Below are 17,070 nucleotides of genomic sequence, written 5' to 3' on the forward strand. Positions count from 1 at the left end.
GCGGAGCGTGTCCAAGGCACTCGCAGGCATTCGCGTTCTCGACTGCACGGTCTGGTTCCAGGGACCCGTGAGTTCACAATATCTGGCCGATTTTGGCGCGGAAGTCATTCACATTGAGCGCCCGGTCAGAGGCGATCCGGCGCGCGGCGTTCGCAGCATCAAAGCACTCGAGATCGGCGATTGGAACCAATACTTCCTGGTGATCAATCGCAACAAAAAGAGCCTGGCCATAGACCTGCGCAAACAGGCTGGACAAGATCTCTTCTACAAGTTGGTGGAACAGGCCGACGTCTTCCTGTGGAACCAGGGCATGGACAACTTGAAGAAGTGGAATCTCACCTACGAGAAACTCAGCAAGATCAATCCTCGCATCATCCACGTCACCAATACCGGGCACGGACAACAGGGCAGCATGAACAAGCCCTCCTTCGACATCAACGTGCAGGCCCTGACGGGGATCATGACGAGACAGGGTGAACCCGGTCAACCGCCGATCTATCTGGGCATGGGAAGTGGCGACGCATACGGCGGGATCATGAGCGCCTTCGGAATCATGTTGGCACTCTACCAACGCAAGAAGACCGGGCGCGGTCAAGCAGTCGACGCATCTCTCTACGGCGCACAACTCTTCATGGGTGCACCGACGCTCCAACCCTACTTGGCGACGGGCAAAGAATTCTATTCGGCACAACAATCTCGCACTCGAGCCCCGAACCCACTTTGGAACCGCTATCGCGCCCAGGATAAATGGATCTTCCTGTGCCAGGAAAACAGCGACGAAGGCTTTGCTGCGCTCTGCAAGATTCTCGGGACCGAGGAGTTGGGCAACGATGCGCGGTTCACAACTGCTGCGCTGCGGGAGCAGAACAACGCCGCGTTGATCGCAGAGTTCGACACCCGATTCGCCCTGGGCACGGCGCAAGACTGGACCGACCGCTTCAAGGCCGCGGGCATCGACGCGGCCCCGATCCAGAGCTTCAAAGAACTCAGCGAGGATCCCCAAGCCTGGGAGAACGACTACTTGCTCAAGACCCACTGCAGCGAAGTCGATCGCGAAGTTGAAATCCGCGGCCTGCCCATCACCCTCAGCAAGACCCCCGGCCAGGTCGACACCCTCGGACCCGAACTCGGGCAGGACACCGAGATCGTGTTGATGGAACTGCTCGGCATGGAGTGGGATCAGATCGAAGAACTCAAGGCCCAGGAAGTCATCCCCTAGCCCGGCGCAAAGTTTCCGGTCGCCGCGCTACGCTCGGGGCGTCGCGAGCAGAACCGCCCCACACGAGGCCAGAGAATTCAGATGAGAAAAGCCTCGCAAGACCTTGCCGCTGGGCCACTTTCGGGGATCCGTGTCCTCGATATCGCGAGCATGCTCGCCGGCCCCTACGCCGCGACCCTGCTCGGGGACATGGGCGCCGATGTAATCAAGGTGGAGTCCACGTTTGGCGACGACAGCCGTCATCTCGGCCCGCGCCGGGGCGATCAACGCACAGCGTTCATGAGCCTCAACCGGAACAAGCGCGACATCGTGATCGACATGGATCGGGGCGAGAAGGCCCAGCAGGTGCTGGGCAAACTTGTCGCGACTGCAGACATTCTGATCACGAACATGCGAGGCGCCGCGCTCGAGAAACTCGGACTCGGCTATGACGAAATGCGCAAGCACCGCAAAGATCTCATCTGGATCAGTGTCACGGCCTTTGGTTACGACGGCCCCTACGCGGGACGACCTGGAATCGATTTTCTCGCCCAGGGCTACGCGGGACTGCTCGCCCAGAATGGAGAGCCCGATGGCGCGCCGGTGCGACTCACGGTGCCCTTGATCGACGTGATGACCTCCGAACTCGTCTGCAGTGCGGCACTCGCTGCAATCATCGCCCGGGGCAAGACCGGCGAAGGTCAGCGCATCGAAGTCTCTCTCCTCGACGCCTTGACCCACGCCATGTCGAATCCGATTGGCGCCTACCAGAACGCGAACTTCGATACGCCGCGCACTGGAAATCGCAGTCTCTACTTTGCACCGTCGGGTATCTACAAGTGCAAGGACGGCAAGCTGGTGATCACCTGCTTCTCGCAAAAATTCTTCGTCAAGCTTTGCGAGACTCTCGATCGCGACTGGGTGTCGGACCCGCGCTTCGCGACGATTGACGCTCGCAGGGAAAACGAAGATGAACTCGATCGCGAACTCGAAGCGCGCTGCATGGATTTTGCTCGCGACGAGCTGGTCGAGATCCTGGTGGCCGGTGATCTGCTGACCGCGCCGATCAACGAGATGCCCGACGTCGTCAACGATCCCCAGATCCGCCACAACGAGATGATCGTATCCATCGAACACGCGACCCAGGGTACGATTGATGTCACCAATATTCCGATCAAATTCTTCGGGACTCCCGGCGGCGTCCGCCTGCCGCCCCCAACCCTGGGACAGCACACAGACGAGATTCTTTTGGAGTTGGGCTACGGTGCGGACGAAATCGAATCTCTCGCCGAAAGCGAAATCGTCTGGAGCCAGCAAAAACTCGCAGCCCGCTGAAGAACCCAAGGAAGTAGCATGCCGCCGGAGCCGAGCACGCAGCAGATTGAATCTGACGGTGAAATATCGCCGAGCTACGCCAACTACGTAGTCGGCGTGCTGTTCATCGTCTACGTCTTCAATTTCATGGATCGCCAGATCCTGTCGATCGTGCTCGAAGAAGTCAAAGCGGACATTCAGCTTTCCGACACCTACATGGGATTCCTGGGCGGCTTTGCATTCTCGTTGATGTACACCTTCGCCGGAATTCCGATCGCCCGCTACGCCGACCGCGGCTCCCGTCGCAATGTCGTGACCCTCGGCCTGCTGGTCTGGACCGGCTTCACCACACTGACCTCCTTCGTCACGAGTTTCGGACAGCTTTTTGTCGCGCGAATTGGGGTCGGGATTGGAGAGGCCGCGGGTTCGCCGCCCTCCCACTCGATCATCAGCGACTATTTTCCCGCGCACAAACGCGCCACCGCCCTTTCGTTCTACGGAATGGGGATCTTCGTCGGGATCGCTTGCGCGATGATCTTCGGCGGCTACATCGCCGACAACTTCGGCTGGCGCTCGGTCTATCTCACGGTTGGGCTCGCGGGCATCCCCCTCGCCGTGTTGGTTCGATTTACCGTGCGCGAATTGCCCCGGGGCTATTCCGATCGAAGCGAGGGCATTGCAGTGCCGGTCGCCGAACAACCTCCGCTCATGGACGCCATCAAGGGGATCCTGGGTGTATCAGCGATGAGATACATCATCGCTGGAACCGCGGTGCAATCCCTGGCGGGCTATGGCCTCATGCTCTGGGGCGCAACGTTTTTGCGCCGGGTACATCACATGAGCCAAACCGACGCTGGACTTGCCCTGGGGCTGATCTTTGGGATCGCGGGTTGTGGTGGTGTGTATTGCGGCGGATTGTTGGCCGATCGCCTCGGTCGACACGATGAACGTTGGTACATGCGCTTGCCCGCGCTCCAGACCGTCGCGAGTCTTCCCCTGCTCGTGGGCTTCTTGCTGATCGAAGACACCACTCTTGCGCTCTGCTGTTTTGCACTCTTCTACTTCATCGCAAACATGTACATCGGCCCGATGTTTGCCATGACCCAGGGCCTAGTGCCCCCGAGCATGCGCGCTACAGCTTCTGCGATCAACTTGTTCATCGTCAACCTGGTCGGCCTCGGACTCGGCCCGTTCTTGATGGGATTCTTGAATGACGCCCTCGCGGCGCAGTACGGTGACATGTCCATCCGCTACTCGCTGCTGAGCGTGGGTTCCGTTGGGGGCACCGCTCTATACTTCTTTTGGCAGGCCAGTCGAACCCTGCCGCGCGACCTGGCCGCCGCGCGACAAGCCGCAAAGGCCGTGTGATGCTTTTGTCAATCAAAGAGGCCTCGAAAGAATACGGACCCTCCCGAGGCCTGTACCCGACAAGCCTCGATTTTGAGCGGGGAGAAATCGTGGGGCTGCTGGGGCCGAACGGCTCGGGCAAGACCACGCTCTTGCGTCTGGCCGCGGGACTCCTCGCCCCCACGAGCGGCGAAATCCGGATCCAACACGAGCCCCCACGCCAACAACAACACCTGTTCGCATTTCTATCGACCCAAGGCGTATTTCCCGAATGGATGCGCGCCGACGATGTCGCGCGATTCATGTCCGGGCTGTTTGCCGACTTTTCGGTCCTGCGCTTCGAACGACTGCTCGAGCAACTAGAGGTGACGGACCGCAACTTCAAGGCGCTCTCCCGGGGCAACCAGACCAAATTACTGCTCGCCGCCACCCTGGCCCGGAAAGTCTCCCTTTATTTGCTCGACGAACCACTGTCGGGGATCGACTTCATGTCACGGGAAGCCATCATCGACGCGGTGCTCTCAGAGTTTCGTTCCGACGCCACCGTGATCATGAGCACCCACGAAGTCAAAGACGCAGAAGCCTTGTTTGACCGCATCGTCATTTTGCGAGAAGGCAAGGTGCTACTCGACGAGCGCGCCGAGAACCTGCGATCGGCGGGCAGCAGCGTGGTCGAAACGTACCGGAGCAACATGCGATGAACGCACTGCCGACCTTGCTCTGGCTCGAGTTCAAGCGAACCGCCTGGGTGATCTATGCAGCCCTGATCGGGCTTGCAGTGTTTGCGCTGATCCTGCTCTCGCTGCCCGGAGTGGTGACGGGTCTGGACGTCATGAATCTACCCCTCGCCAGCGCCACAAGCGAAAGCGAAACGGATTGCATACCCCCGGACTGCGTGAGTTCTGGCCGGTCGAGCGCTCGGATGAGCCGTGAAAGCCGCGACGGCAGCTCGTCGTTTAGTTGGAGTTTCTCCCGCACCTGGGGGAGTGAATCTGAACCTGGCTCCAGACCTCCCGTCGCTCAAGCACAGGTCGATGACGATCCGGCCGCAGCGCCATCCGTCATTCCGGTTGCGATCCCAGAAGAACTCCAGTTCGCAGTTCGCCCGCGACAGGCCGTAACCGCCGCAACGACCGTAGGGCTCACCGGGCTCATGCTGTTGGGCTTTTGGATCTCACACGCTCGCGAAGCGGATCGCGGCGAAATGGTCATGCTCTACCAGTCCCCGGTATCCGGCGAGGTCCAACTCTCAATTCGCTTTCTCTACATGGGAGGCACTGCGACCGTCGCATTGCTCATGGTGCTCGCGATTTACTGGACGGTTCAAACCTCTCAGTCGCTGGCCCCACTCGCCCCCATTGTCGAAGCCTTCGGCGCCCGAGTCCAGCTCCACTGGGGCAGCCTTGCCCTGACGGTTCTCACCACCTGTATCCTTCCCAACACCGCGTTCGCCCTACTGTTCATTCAGATGCGAAACGCCTATGACCTGCTGGGCGGAAGGCGACTGATTGGGTTCGTACTCGTGCTGTCGGCATTGGCCTTGAGCGCGCGGTCTCTCTTCCGAGCCGCGCTCGACCCCAAACCGCCCGGGGCCGTGCTCCACGTCATGAGCGTCGTGAGCAACCCCACCCTCGACACGGTTGTCCCCGACTTCGCTCCGGGCCAGCTCCGCCTCGACGTCCCCCTCGAAATCATCGCCATGGGTGCGGGCATCTCGGTCTTGATGCTGATCCTTTCCGGGCGCATCTGGCGGGAGGTCGAGTGGTCATGATCTCGACCTTCGACGCGGTGTTGCTGGTGATGTTCGCCTGGACGGGTTACCGACTGTGGTCGGGGACCACGAGTCATGCGGCACGCGGCGTGTCGATCTTGTCGCTGCTGCTACTGGCGTGGAGTGTCGTCGGGCCTTGATCGGGTGCGAATTCGGAGACGACTCGGGTACTACGTCTCCAGACGCGAGCGCCACAGCCAGTTGACGAAACCCAGGATCGCCACCAACTGACATAGATGCGGGAACATCCATCCGAAGCGCGCATACACGGTTGGATTCCGCGCGGTATTGCGCGCCAGGGACAGGGTCTCGACCAGCAACTCGGGGGGGAATTCTTCGAGGTTTTCGGGCGTCACCGGACGCAGTGGAACAAAGGAGACGACCCGGCCATTGGCGTCGATCACCGCACTCACCCCAGTGCTCACGCTGCGCACGATGGGGACGCGATGTTCCACCGCGCGAAACTGCGCCAGTGCAAGGTGTTCCCAGGGTTCAGCCGTGTCTCCATACCACGAATCGATCGTCAGATTTACGAACAAGTCGACTCCGCCCGTTTGAGCAGCGGCCAGGCGAACATAACCTGGGATGATGTCTTCGTAACAAATCAGCGGTGCAAACGAGATCTCCTTCGGATCGACGTTTGCCAGACCAGCGGGCCCGCGCGCTCGTCTGGGGAGCACGAACCGCGCCGGTGTATCTCCGGCCAGGCGGTGTCCGATCTCGGGGATTCGCTCGGTTACCCAAGCGGGATCGATGATCGGGATCGACTCGCCAAGGGGAACGAGGTTGACCTTGTCGTAGGCACCCAACGCGCGGCCAGCGCCATCGATGAAATACGCACTGTTGTAGTTGAAGCGAGCCCCCGGATCGCGAGACCTCGCTCCAAAGACCGTGGGCGTTTTGTGCCGGGCAAGCACCCGGCTACGCGCCTGGTTCGAGTCCCCGGTAAATGGTCGACTGATGAGATACGGGTAGGTCCCGGCCTCCGGCCACACGATGAGTTCCGCGCCCTGCTCTTCTGCGCGCAGCGAGGTTTCCGTCAGACGCTGCATTTTCTGTCCGCGCGAAACCGAATGGATTCCGAGGTTGGGTTGGATGATTCCCACCCGGAGCTTGGGCGCGTTCTCGGCTTCGCGATCGATGGCCTGCATTCGCAAATCGCCGCCGACGTACAGAAGCAGGGGCGCGATCGACCAGAGCACCAGGTTGCCGATGCGAGACCGCCAGCCCCGCGCCACGATCCCGCGAGCGAGGAACACCGATGCGGCCACGACCACGGCCTCGATTCCGTGAACCCCCAACACCTCGGCGAGTTGCATCATCGGAGGCGTCTCGGCAAAGCCGAGGATCGGAGAGTATGGAAAGAGAACCGGCCACGAATACTGCACGGCTGCAAACAGCGCCGCCGGCCAGAGCCAACCCGGCAAGCCCCGTCGCGGACCCAGCCTGAGTCCAGCCGCCCAGATTCCGTAAGGGATTGCCATCCAGGCCGAGAACAGCAACACCCCGAGGCAACCTACGACGACCGGCACTCCGGCGAACTTCACGAGCATCTCGCCGATCCATGGAAAGCCGCCGAGCCCGATCCCGAGTCCCCCCGCGAGACCCATGGCTGCCGCTTCTTTTGTACTTACGGCGTCGCGGGTTGCCATCAAGATCAGCGGAACGAAGCCCACCCAGTTGGCAAATCGCAAGCCGTCGGGAGGCGCCCCCAGTGCGATCACGAAACCACTGGATGCTGCGATCAATAGACTGGGAAGAAGTCCGAGTTGCTCGAGACGCCTGGCCACTGCGCCGCCGAAACCATCGTCGATCGGGTCCCTCTCGGGCAACTCGGCCATTGCGAGCCTAACTCCTCAGCCAAAGAAAAATCTCTCGGTTTCCCTTGGGCCCACTCACCCGACTATCCACCCGCCCCAACTCCTCGTAACCCAACTCCCGAGCACAGGTGGAAATCTTCTCCACCGCCCCCGCCCGCAACGCATCATCGGTCACGACCCCACCCTTGCTCACCTGACCCCTGCCGACTTCGAATTGCGGCTTCACCATCAAGAGCAATTCTGCCCGGGGCGCCACAGCCTGTATCGGCTTCAGCAACAACTCGAGCGAAATGAACGAAACGTCGGCCACCACCAGATCCACCGGCTCGGGCAAATGCTCTGGCGCAATCTCCCGCGCGTTGACCTTCTCGAGAACGTGCACCCGCGCATCCCGCCGGATCGTGTCGTGCAACTGCGAATGCCCGACATCCAGCGCGACCACCCCTCGCGCCCCGCGCTGCAACAGGCAATCGGTAAATCCCCCGGTGCTCGCGCCGATATCCAGGCAATACAATCCCGTCGGATCGATCCCCAGATCATCGAGGGCGCCGGCAAGCTTGTCCCCGCCCCGCGAAACATAGGTTCTCGCTTCACCCTTGATCCGGATTTTTGCTTCAGCCTTGATCTGTGTCCCGGCTTTGTCCACCGGAAGGTCGTCGACGAGAACCTTCCCTGCCATGATCAGCGCCTTGGCGCGAGAGCGCGTCTCGGCCAGTCCCTCTGCTACCAAGAGTTCGTCAAGGCGTTTGCCCTTCATCCGGGTGGGCCTCTTTCGTGGGGATGGGACTCGGCAGGAGGTCAGTCCGAGCGAAGAAATTCTTGCACGCTCTTTGCAATGCCAGCAGCGTCGAGACCGAAGTCCTCGAGCGAGTGACCGTGCTCGATGATCCCGGCTGGGAGCGCGAGGCAAAGCGTCTGAACGTGCAAACCCGATGCCGAGAGCGCTTCGAGCACCGCACTGCCAAAACCACCGGCACCGGTGTGCTCTTCTACGGTCACGACCATCTTGCAGCGTTCCGCCAGCGCGATCAGCCGGTCGGTATCCAACGGGCAAATGAAGCGCGCGTTGAGCACCGCAGCGGAAACGCCTCGACTGCTGAGTTCGTTGGCAGCTTCGAGCGCGGGGTGCACCACGCTGCCCACCGCGGCGATCAATACATCATCACCATCGCGCAAGACCTCGGCTTCGCCCAGGGAGATGGCCTTGATGTCGGGATCCATCGGCACGCCCAGGCCCGATCCGCGGGGAAAGCGAATGGCGGCGGGTCCCGGATAATCAATCGCGGTGGCGAGCATGTGTTGCAGTTCGTTTTCGTCTTTGGGCGCCATCACGACCGTGTTGGGGAGCGAGCGGAGGTACGTGTAGTCGTAGAGACCCTGGTGGGTGGCCCCATCGGCGCCCACGAGTCCGCCTCGGTCCAGGACAAAGGTGACGTCGAGATTCTGCACACAGACGTCGTGCACGACCTGGTCGTAAGCGCGCTGCAAGAAGGTCGAGTAGATGGCAGCGACGGGCTTCATCCCTTCTGCGGCCAGGCCTGCGGCAAAGGTCACGGCGTGTTGTTCGGCAATGCCCACATCGTAGAAGCGGTCGGGGAATTCCTTTTCGAAGCGGTCGAGCCCGGTTCCCGGGGCCATGGCCGCGGTGATCCCGATGATGCGCTCGTCTTCTCGGGCCAGGCGGATCAAGGTGTCGGAAAACACGCGAGTATAAGACGGAGGGCCACTCTTCTTGGGGGCGAACTGTCCGGACTCGACGTCGAACTTGGTCACTCCGTGGTACTTCAGCGGGTCGCGCTCGGCGGGCTCGTAGCCGTGACCCTTTTCGGTCAACGCGTGGATCAGGATGGGGCCGTCTCCGGCGGCGATCATCTCTTTGACGTTTTCAAAAGTCTCGAGCACGACATCCATGCGGTGCCCTTCGATCGGGCCTACGTAGTGGAAGTTCAGCGCTTCAAAGAGCAAGCCCGGTGAGAAGAATACCTTGATGGATTCTTCAGCCTTGCGCGCCCAGTGGAGCATGTCGCCGGGCATGCTGGTAATCAAATCTCGCACCCAGCCCTTCATGCGACGCGCCAGCGGGGCGGAGAACTTGCGCGACAAGTACGAAGACAGGGCACCCACGTTGGGGCTGATGGACATCTCGTTGTCATTCAAGATCACGATCAGGTTCTTTGCCTGAATGTGACCAGCGTGGTTGAGCGCCTCGAAGGCCATCCCTGCGGTCATGGCACCATCGCCGATGAACGCGATGGCGAGGGCGTTTTCTCCCCGGTGGCACATGCCGCGCGCCATGCCGAGGGCCGCCGAAATGGAAGTGCCGGCGTGCCCCGCACCAAAGGTGTCGTAGGGAGATTCGCTCCGGCTCAAGAACTTGGAGATGCCATTTAGCTGGCCGATGGTATCAAAATCGTTGCGCCGGCCCGTGAGCATTTTGTGGGGGTAACCCTGGTGGCCCACGTCGAATACGACGCGGTCGGTGGGGGTATCAAAGACGTAGTGAAGTGCAGTAATGAGTTCTACCGCGCCAAGGCTCGAAGCCAGGTGGCCGCCGGTCTGCGAAACCCGCTGCAAGATCTCACTGCGGATCTCGTCCGCGACCTGCTCGACTCGCTCCCTGGGGAGCTTGCGAAGATCCGCTGGGCAATCAATCGAATACAACAATATTTCGTCGCTCATACCATCCTCTGCACTGCAAATCGGGCCAGTTCACGCAGGGGAGCCGCAGGCTCACCCATGTCATCAATTCGTCCCAAAGCACTTGACAACAACTCGGTGGCTCTCGCGGCAGCGCCTTCGTGGCCCAAGGCTTTTGCGAGTGAACACTGATCTTCTTCGTCTTCGTCCAGCAGGTCGTCTGCGATTTGAAAGGCCACCCCGACTTCCAGGCCAAACTCCTCGAGTTGGGACACCTGTTCTGCGCTCCCCCCTGCCAACAGTGCGCCACCCGTGATCGAAGTCGCGATCAGGGCCGCGGACTTTCGGGCATGAACGCTTTCGATCCGGGTTGGGTTCACGTCGCCTGAATCGTAGGCCAGATCGTCCGCCTGGCCCCCCGCCAATTGCCGGGAGCCCGCTGTCGCGGCCAGGCCGCGCAAGGCCTGGGCCACAGCTTCGGCATTGCCGGGATTTGCCGCACTGGCGAGGACCTCGAATGCGAGGCTCTGCAGCGCGTCGCCCGCCAATACGGCGATCGCTTCACCGTAGAGAACATGAACCGTGGGTCGGCCCCGGCGCAGGGCGTCGTCGTCCATGCAGGGCAAATCGTCGTGCACCAGGCTGTAGCTGTGAATGAGTTCAACGGCGCTGGCTATGGGCAAGGCGTCTTGGGGCGAGCCACCGACAGCTTCGGCCCCCGCCATGGCCAGAATCGGGCGAAAGCGTTTGCCACTGGGAAAGAGCAAGTGGCGCATCGCGGCGTGAAGCGCGATCGGCGGTTCTTCGGCGCCGGGCAGCAGCTTTTCCAGTGCGGCGTCAACCAATGGGACGCGATCTCGCATGTATTCCTGAAGATCCACCCTCAACGCTCCTCGTAGTCGCCGTCATCAACCCCGTCGACCCCTGTATCCTCGAAGGGCCTGGTTAGCCACTCGCCACCTTCTCGTACGAGTTGCTCAACCTTGCGTTCCGCGGATTCGAGCTTGGCCGCACACTGCTTCGAGAGCGCGACGCCTTGTTCGAACACGCCGAGGGACTCTTCGAGTTCGAGATCGCCGTCTTCCAGCCGGTCTACCAGACCTTCCAGTCGTTCGAGCGCCGCTTCGAAGCCGAGGGCCTCGGCAGGTTCACTACCGTTGCCGTCTTTTGCGGCTTTGCTGGCTTTGGCTTTTTTGCGGGCTGCCATGTGTTTTGGGTGCCGTCTCTCTACTCACTACTCACTACTCAACATGCTCATGCCGCGGTCGAGGTTGCTTGCCTCAGGGGAACGCGCGCTAAGCGCTGGCGGGCATCGTACCTGAGGGGCGCGACCGCTGCCATCGCGGAGGGTATCCAAGCTATCGCTTTCATTGGGTTTCCGGACACCGGACCGACAATCTCGGCCGCTCGCTCGATCAGCGTACCGGGAGCTTTCGCACCTGATCCACGGTGGCGTCCAACTCGATCTCCGCCAGCCGAATCGCCAGTGAATCCCCCGCGTCCACATCCTCGGCGCGACGCACAATGCTCCCGTCGACGCCACGGCGGACCAGCGCGTAGCCCCGGCCGAGAACAGCCAATGGCGACAGCGAATCGAGCCGTGCCGCCTGGGCAGCCAGCAACCCGCGACCCCCAATGTGCAGACTCCGCCCCAAGCGGCCGAGCGCCCGGGCGGCCGCGACGAACCTTGCGCGTTGGGCAGCCACCCGTGCAGTTGGCGCGAGCATGCGCAGGGCGTCTCTTTCTTTTATGTGCCGACTGCGGGCCGCTTCAATCAATCCGGTCATGCCGTTGACCAGGCGACGAATGCTGCCCGACAGTCCCGCCGCCAACGCTTCGCGGTCCGGCAACGCGAGTTCTGCGGCGGCCGAAGGCGTCGGAGCTCTCAAGTCGGCGACCAGATCACAGATGGTGACGTCCGTCTCGTGCCCCACCCCGCTGATGATCGGAACCGTAGAACGCGCAACCGCCCGGGCAACGACCTCACTGTTGAACGCCCAAAGATCTTCTAGCGATCCCCCACCTCGCACGACGAGGATGACGTCGACATTGCCATGGGCGACCAACGCGTCGAGGGCTGCAACAATTTCGTTTTCCGCGCCCTCTCCTTGCACCCGGGTTGGGGAGATCAAGAGCGTGGCTTCCGGAAAGCGGCGGCCGCTGACATCGATGACATCACGCACCGCTGCACTCGTGGGCGATGTCACGACACCCACGCGCCTCGGGATCTCGGGCAAAGCCAGCTTGCGATCTGCCTCGAAGAGCCCCTCGCTTTCGAGCTTGCGTCGCAATTGCTCGAAGGCCAGCTGCAGCGCCCCAAGGCCGACGGGTTCGACGTTCTTGACGATCAACTGCAGGTCGCCGCGGGCTTCGTAAACCCCGACATCCGCGCTCACGATGACTTCGGTGCCTTCTTCGAGTTCGAAACGCAGTCGCCCTGCTGCGCCGCGAAACAACGCCGCCCGCAGCTGGCCGCGATCGTCCTTCAAGGTGAAGTAGCAGTGACCGGAAGAAGCGCGGTGGAGGTTGCTGATTTCCCCCTGCACCCACACGCGGCCGACTCGGTCCTGCAGCAGACCGTTGATCCCCGCGAGCAGCGCACCGACTGAATAGATCTTGCGGGCAGATGCTCGGCTTTCGGGTTCAGCCATGCTGCGGCGGATCGGTCGCGGGATCAGCGGATTTGCGCAGGTGATCGAAGTAGCGCCAGGTCTTCAGGACTTCGAGACCGCGGTCGAGTTGTCGGTCTGGCCTGTCTGCGGAATCGTCAGATTCACCGCTGCCAGCCGACCCTTCGCTTTCCGGATCGGCTTCTTCCTGGGTGAAGTGTCCCTCGAGATCCCGTTCTCGCACCCGTCGGGGCTGCACCACCATTTCGTCCGACTCTGGGGGTTGTTCGACGACGATGTCGGGTTGGATCCCGGTCTCCTGAATCGAGCGCCCAGAGGGCGTGTAGTAGAGCGCTGTCGTGAGACGCAACGCGGCCCCGCCTTCCAGGGGATACACGGTCTGCACCGAACCTTTGCCGAATGTCTCTACCCCGAGCACCAGGGCTCGCTGATGATCCTGCAACGCGCCCGCCACGATCTCCGACGCGCTCGCGCTTCCTTCGTTTACCAGCACCACGATCGGATAGTCCGGTTCGGTGCCGTCGAGACTCGCGATGTAGTCCTCGCGCTGGGTTACTTCACGCCCCTGGGTGTAGACGATCACTCCAGCGCTCAACCAGGTATCGGAAACCTTCACCGCCTGATCGAGCAGTCCGCCCGGGTTGTCTCGCAGATCGATCACCAGACCTTTGAGGACGCCCACACCTGCTTTGGACTCGGGATCGCTGTGCGCTGCGGCCGTCTCGCGGTGAATCTTTTCGAGCGCATCGCGCATTTCTTCGTCTGTTCGCTCCTGGAATGCGCTGATTCGCACGTAGCCGTAGCCCGGCTCCAGCAACCTCCCCTCGACACTATTGAGTTTCACCACATCCCGCGTCAGCGTAAAGGGTCGCGGCTCGTCGAAATCCTTGCGAAAGATGTGAATCGTGATTTCGGATCCCTTGGGTCCGCGCATCAAGTGCACGGCTTCGAGAAGCGACATGTTCTTGGTGCCACGACAGTCTTCGCTCCAATCGTCGGGACGCTCGGTCGGGCAGATCGTCACGATGCGATCGCGCGCGTGAATGCCGGCTCGATCTGCGGGAGTTCCGTCGATCGGGGAGACGACCTCGATCGGTTCTCCTTGTCGCTTGGTGATCTCGATCCCCAGACCGTGAAACTCACCGCGGGTATCGACCTGCATTTCTCGATAGGCCTCGGAGTCGAGAAAGGCAGAATGCGGATCCAGTTCGCGCAACATGCCGTTGAGCGCGCCGACCAGCAAATCGTGTTCGTCGACGGCTTCGACATAGTTCCCGCGAACGTGGGTCAAGACGGTCGAAAAGAGCGCGAGATCCTCGTAGCGAGAACTCGCCGCCGTGACGCCGGCCGCCACGATGCAAAGCAGCGATACCGTCAGCACGCAGCCGAGAATGAAAGAACGCCAAGAATGAGAAACGCCTAGCGACATCACACCTACCCCTGTTGACACCTACCCTGTTGACAATCCAGCGTTGGGCGAGAAAAACTAGCAGCTGATCGAAGAACCAACACCTCAGCCGGGTTTAGTCGGGTTACTGCAGCCACTCGACTGGGTCGAGTGGCTCACCGCCCCGGCGCACCTCGAAATAGAAGCTGGGTCCCGAAAGCGAACCCGACTCACCGGCGGTCGCCAAGGTATCACCCCGGTCGACCGTCTGGCCGACTTCGACGAAAATATCGGCGAGATGACCCGAGACGGTGAAGTAACGGTCGCCGTGATCGAGAATCACGATCTTCCCATAACCGAGGAACCAACCCGCGTAACGCACCTCGCCAAACGCCACGGCGTGGATCGAGTCGCCGAGTGCGACGCCGAACTCGATGCCTTTATTGAAGGTCTCGGTGCGGTACTCGGAATCGATCACCAGACCAAACGCAGAGGTGGCCTCGCCCCGGACCGGAGCGGGGAGCTTCCCCTTCTGGGCCTCGAAGTGCACATTGTCGAGTCCCGATGCCCCGGGACGACTGGATTCGCCAAGCGCGACTAGTTTTTCTTCGAGAGCTCGCGCCGCGCGTTCGAGTTCCACCAACATCGCCCGTTCCATTGACCGATCGCTTCGTACCCGAGCTAGCAATGTGGTCTTGCTGCCGCGCTCTTCTCTCAAAGCGACACTGCGATGTTCCAGTTCTCGTGCCGTCTCGTCTCGCCGTTGCGCTCGGCGCTGCGCCTCACTGCGCACTGCCTCCAACGCTCGATGTTCGCGATTGAACCGTTCGACCAGGTCGGTGTCGTGTTCGAGCAGCTTGCGCAAGAACGACGCCCGGCTGATCAGTTCGGGCAATGAGCTCGAAGAGAACAGCACCCGCAGAGGTCCGACTTCCCCGGTTTTGTATAGACCGACGACCCGCTTGCTCATGGCGTCGCGAGTTCGGTCGAGTTTTGCTTGCGCCCGGGCCTCATTTTTCAGGCTCTCGGCCAGGGCCACTTGCGCGCTTTCGGCGGCGATCTTGGCAGCCGCGACCTTGCGGGTCAGCGCATCGACTCTGCGGTCGATCTCTTCGAGGCGGCCAAAGATCTCGCGCTCTTTTTCTTCCTTCTGTCCGACGCGTTTCCGGGCATCGAGGATCTGCTCACGAAGTTCGTTGAGCAGTCCGCCCTCGGATTCATCAACCTCTTCTTGTGCTCGAGCCCCAGTCGCGGAGGTCAGGGCTGCGACGAGAACCAATGCACTGGCAGCCCTTCGAAAATAATCAGCCTTCGCGAGACGAGAGCAATCCCGGGCGGACACGACTTAACCCGAGTTTCCGCGCCATCCCAGCAGCGCAGCCAGCGATCCAATGGCTCCAAGTGTCGCCCCGCCCAGCACCAGACTCATCAACTCGCCAAAGTCGAAGAAGCGGGGTTTCGCGCTACCCAGAAAGAAGGAAAGGCCGAATTGAATTTGAGGAGCAAAGAGTTCGAAAGCGATATAGAGCAGGAGCACGGCAAGCAACCCACCGGCCATGCCCTGCAGCGTTCCCTCCAACAAGAAGGGCACGCGAACGAAGGTGCGGGACGCCCCGACCAGGGAAAGAATCTCGAGTTCGTCGCTCCGGGAGTAGATCGCGAGACGAATCGTATTGGCGACAATCATCAGCGCCGAAATCGCCAACACGGCGCCCAGGCCCACGGCGATGAAGCGGACCAGCGCTGCAGCCCGAGTGTATCCGCCAATCCATTCCTGCCCCTTGGCAAGTTCCGCAATTCCGGGCAGGCCTTCGAGAGCCTCTGCCACGATCTGGAGACCCTGCTCGGTGCGATGCTCGGGCAGCAGTGATATTTCGATCGACGTCGGCAGCGGGTTGCTGTCCAGGCCTTCGAGCATGGCTGCGGCACCTGCGGTCTTTTCGAAGCGAGCCATGGCTTCTTCCGGCGATACCAGGCTCACGGAATGGACGCCTTCGACCGTCGCCACCCGGACGGCGATCAGGCGCGCTTCCTCCATGTGAAGATCGGGTTCGAGGTAGGCGGTGACCTGGAGATCTTGGCCGATTCGCTCGAGCATCCCGCTCATATTGCCCACCAGCAACGCGAAGGCTCCCACCAGGACCAGGGTTACCGCGATCGTCACGATTGCGGCAATGCACGTCACACCGCTCGAGCGCATGCCGCGAAACGCGGTCCGGATCAGGAGAAAAATGACTGTCCGGACTCGACTCACACAATACGCCCAGTGGCGGGGATATCCTCGACGACGCGACCTGCTTCGAGACGCACCACCCGCTTGCCGTAGCGCTCGATCAAGTGCATGTCGTGAGTGGCGACGATCACGGTGGTACCGCGGGTCGCGGAATCGACGATCAGATCCATGATTTCGAGGGTGAGCTCCGGGTCGAGATTTCCCGTGGGCTCGTCTGCGAGCAGGATTTCGGGTTGGTTCACCAGCGCCCGGGCGATCGCGACCCGCTGCTGCTCACCTCCCGAAAGCGAAAGCGGATGATGGAAACGCCGGTGCTGCAGCCCCACTTGTTTGAGCACCTGAAAGGTTCGGTTGCGGGTTTCGCGGCGGGGCGTGCCGAGAACGTCCAACGACATCCCGACGTTTTCTTCGAGGGTGCGATTCTGCAGCAGTTTGAAGTCCTGGAACACGACTCCAATGCGACGGCGCAGATAAGGAATGGCCGCCCCCTCGAGCCGGGCGATGTTGCGACCGAGCACCAGGATCTGGCCTTCGCTTGGACGTTCGGCGGCGAACAAATGCTTGAGCAAGGTGGTCTTGCCCGCGCCGCTGGAACCGGTGAGAAATGCGAACTCGCCGCGCTTGAACTCGAGGCTCACGTCGTGCAGCGCAAACGTACCCGCCGAGTACGACTTGGATACGTGATACATCCGCACCGAAAGTTCGTCGCTCGAGCCCTTACGCATGGGCTCTC

Annotated in this window: 16 protein-coding genes; 6 read left to right on the forward strand and 10 right to left on the reverse strand. The window is 61.4% G+C overall.

Annotated elements, in window-relative coordinates:
* Nucleotides 1-7 precede the first annotated feature (7 nt).
* From IH881_05040 to IH881_05065, 6 genes are all read left to right on the forward strand, one after another.
* Nucleotides 8-1,219, forward strand: a complete 1,212-nt coding sequence (locus IH881_05040) for a CoA transferase (GenBank protein MCH7867040.1) — start codon at nucleotides 8-10, stop codon at nucleotides 1,217-1,219.
* A gap of 81 nt (nucleotides 1,220-1,300) precedes the next feature.
* Nucleotides 1,301-2,533 (forward strand): CoA transferase, encoded by a 1,233-nt coding sequence (locus IH881_05045; GenBank protein MCH7867041.1) that lies wholly within the window; start codon nucleotides 1,301-1,303, stop codon nucleotides 2,531-2,533.
* Between the two features lie 18 nt (nucleotides 2,534-2,551).
* Nucleotides 2,552-3,880, forward strand: a complete 1,329-nt coding sequence (locus IH881_05050; protein MCH7867042.1) for an MFS transporter — start codon at nucleotides 2,552-2,554, stop codon at nucleotides 3,878-3,880.
* Entirely contained in the window at nucleotides 3,880-4,560 is a 681-nt protein-coding gene (locus tag IH881_05055; GenBank protein MCH7867043.1) for an ABC transporter ATP-binding protein, read from the forward strand. Before IH881_05050 ends, IH881_05055 begins: the two co-directional genes overlap by 1 nt.
* Complete coding sequence (locus IH881_05060) at nucleotides 4,557-5,630, forward strand: hypothetical protein (protein ID MCH7867044.1); 1,074 nt, start codon at nucleotides 4,557-4,559, stop codon at nucleotides 5,628-5,630. Before IH881_05055 ends, IH881_05060 begins: the two co-directional genes overlap by 4 nt.
* Nucleotides 5,627-5,770: a hypothetical protein gene (locus IH881_05065; protein MCH7867045.1), complete on the forward strand. Its 144-nt coding sequence runs from the start codon at nucleotides 5,627-5,629 to the stop codon at nucleotides 5,768-5,770. Before IH881_05060 ends, IH881_05065 begins: the two co-directional genes overlap by 4 nt.
* Nucleotides 5,771-5,800: 30 nt before the next feature.
* Here the strand turns inward: IH881_05065 and lnt are convergent, their stop codons facing one another.
* The 10 genes from lnt to ftsE form a co-directional block, all read right to left on the reverse strand.
* On the reverse strand, nucleotides 5,801-7,471 hold the full coding sequence (gene lnt / locus IH881_05070; GenBank protein MCH7867046.1) for an apolipoprotein N-acyltransferase: 1,671 nt from the start codon (nucleotides 7,469-7,471) through the stop codon (nucleotides 5,801-5,803).
* 7 nt (nucleotides 7,472-7,478) lie between these two features.
* Nucleotides 7,479-8,207, reverse strand: a complete 729-nt coding sequence (locus IH881_05075) for a TlyA family RNA methyltransferase (protein ID MCH7867047.1) — start codon at nucleotides 8,205-8,207, stop codon at nucleotides 7,479-7,481.
* A 41-nt stretch (nucleotides 8,208-8,248) separates the two neighbouring features.
* Nucleotides 8,249-10,129, reverse strand: a complete 1,881-nt coding sequence (locus tag IH881_05080) for a 1-deoxy-D-xylulose-5-phosphate synthase (protein ID MCH7867048.1) — start codon at nucleotides 10,127-10,129, stop codon at nucleotides 8,249-8,251.
* Nucleotides 10,126-10,968 (reverse strand): polyprenyl synthetase family protein, encoded by an 843-nt coding sequence (locus IH881_05085; GenBank protein ID MCH7867049.1) that lies wholly within the window; start codon nucleotides 10,966-10,968, stop codon nucleotides 10,126-10,128. The genes IH881_05080 and IH881_05085 overlap by 4 nt, the downstream gene beginning before the upstream one ends.
* Nucleotides 10,969-10,970: 2 nt before the next feature.
* Nucleotides 10,971-11,294 (reverse strand): exodeoxyribonuclease VII small subunit, encoded by a 324-nt coding sequence (locus tag IH881_05090; GenBank protein MCH7867050.1) that lies wholly within the window; start codon nucleotides 11,292-11,294, stop codon nucleotides 10,971-10,973.
* A gap of 208 nt (nucleotides 11,295-11,502) precedes the next feature.
* Nucleotides 11,503-12,738 carry an exodeoxyribonuclease VII large subunit gene (xseA, locus tag IH881_05095; protein ID MCH7867051.1) on the reverse strand — a complete coding sequence of 412 codons (1,236 nt, stop codon included), beginning with the start codon at nucleotides 12,736-12,738 and terminating at the stop codon, nucleotides 11,503-11,505.
* Nucleotides 12,731-14,146 carry a S41 family peptidase gene (locus IH881_05100; GenBank protein MCH7867052.1) on the reverse strand — a complete coding sequence of 472 codons (1,416 nt, stop codon included), beginning with the start codon at nucleotides 14,144-14,146 and terminating at the stop codon, nucleotides 12,731-12,733. Before IH881_05100 ends, xseA begins: the two co-directional genes overlap by 8 nt.
* 103 nt (nucleotides 14,147-14,249) lie before the next feature.
* Nucleotides 14,250-15,446, reverse strand: a complete 1,197-nt coding sequence (locus IH881_05105) for a peptidoglycan DD-metalloendopeptidase family protein (GenBank protein MCH7867053.1) — start codon at nucleotides 15,444-15,446, stop codon at nucleotides 14,250-14,252.
* Nucleotides 15,447-15,449: 3 nt separating this feature from the next.
* Nucleotides 15,450-16,358: an ABC transporter permease gene (locus IH881_05110; protein MCH7867054.1), complete on the reverse strand. Its 909-nt coding sequence runs from the start codon at nucleotides 16,356-16,358 to the stop codon at nucleotides 15,450-15,452.
* Complete coding sequence (ftsE, locus tag IH881_05115) at nucleotides 16,355-17,062, reverse strand: cell division ATP-binding protein FtsE (GenBank protein ID MCH7867055.1); 708 nt, start codon at nucleotides 17,060-17,062, stop codon at nucleotides 16,355-16,357. Before ftsE ends, IH881_05110 begins: the two co-directional genes overlap by 4 nt.
* Nucleotides 17,063-17,070: the final 8 nt, after the last annotated feature.

The organism is Myxococcales bacterium, assembly GCA_022563535.1.
Taxonomy (GTDB): domain Bacteria; phylum Myxococcota_A; class UBA9160; order UBA9160; family UBA4427; genus DUBZ01.

Coding starts and splice junctions, on each gene's coding strand:
- IH881_05045 (MCH7867041.1), top strand. CDS start 1,301: ATGAGAAAAGCCTCGCAAGACCTTGCCGCTGGGCCACTTTCGGGGATC.
- IH881_05050 (MCH7867042.1), top strand. CDS start 2,552: ATGCCGCCGGAGCCGAGCACGCAGCAGATTGAATCTGACGGTGAAATA.
- IH881_05055 (MCH7867043.1), top strand. CDS start 3,880: ATGCTTTTGTCAATCAAAGAGGCCTCGAAAGAATACGGACCCTCCCGA.
- IH881_05060 (MCH7867044.1), top strand. CDS start 4,557: ATGAACGCACTGCCGACCTTGCTCTGGCTCGAGTTCAAGCGAACCGCC.
- IH881_05065 (MCH7867045.1), top strand. CDS start 5,627: ATGATCTCGACCTTCGACGCGGTGTTGCTGGTGATGTTCGCCTGGACG.
- lnt (MCH7867046.1), bottom strand. CDS start 7,471: ATGGCCGAGTTGCCCGAGAGGGACCCGATCGACGATGGTTTCGGCGGC.
- IH881_05075 (MCH7867047.1), bottom strand. CDS start 8,207: ATGAAGGGCAAACGCCTTGACGAACTCTTGGTAGCAGAGGGACTGGCC.
- IH881_05080 (MCH7867048.1), bottom strand. CDS start 10,129: ATGAGCGACGAAATATTGTTGTATTCGATTGATTGCCCAGCGGATCTT.
- IH881_05090 (MCH7867050.1), bottom strand. CDS start 11,294: ATGGCAGCCCGCAAAAAAGCCAAAGCCAGCAAAGCCGCAAAAGACGGC.
- xseA (MCH7867051.1), bottom strand. CDS start 12,738: ATGGCTGAACCCGAAAGCCGAGCATCTGCCCGCAAGATCTATTCAGTC.
- IH881_05100 (MCH7867052.1), bottom strand. CDS start 14,146: ATGTCGCTAGGCGTTTCTCATTCTTGGCGTTCTTTCATTCTCGGCTGC.
- ftsE (MCH7867055.1), bottom strand. CDS start 17,062: ATGCGTAAGGGCTCGAGCGACGAACTTTCGGTGCGGATGTATCACGTA.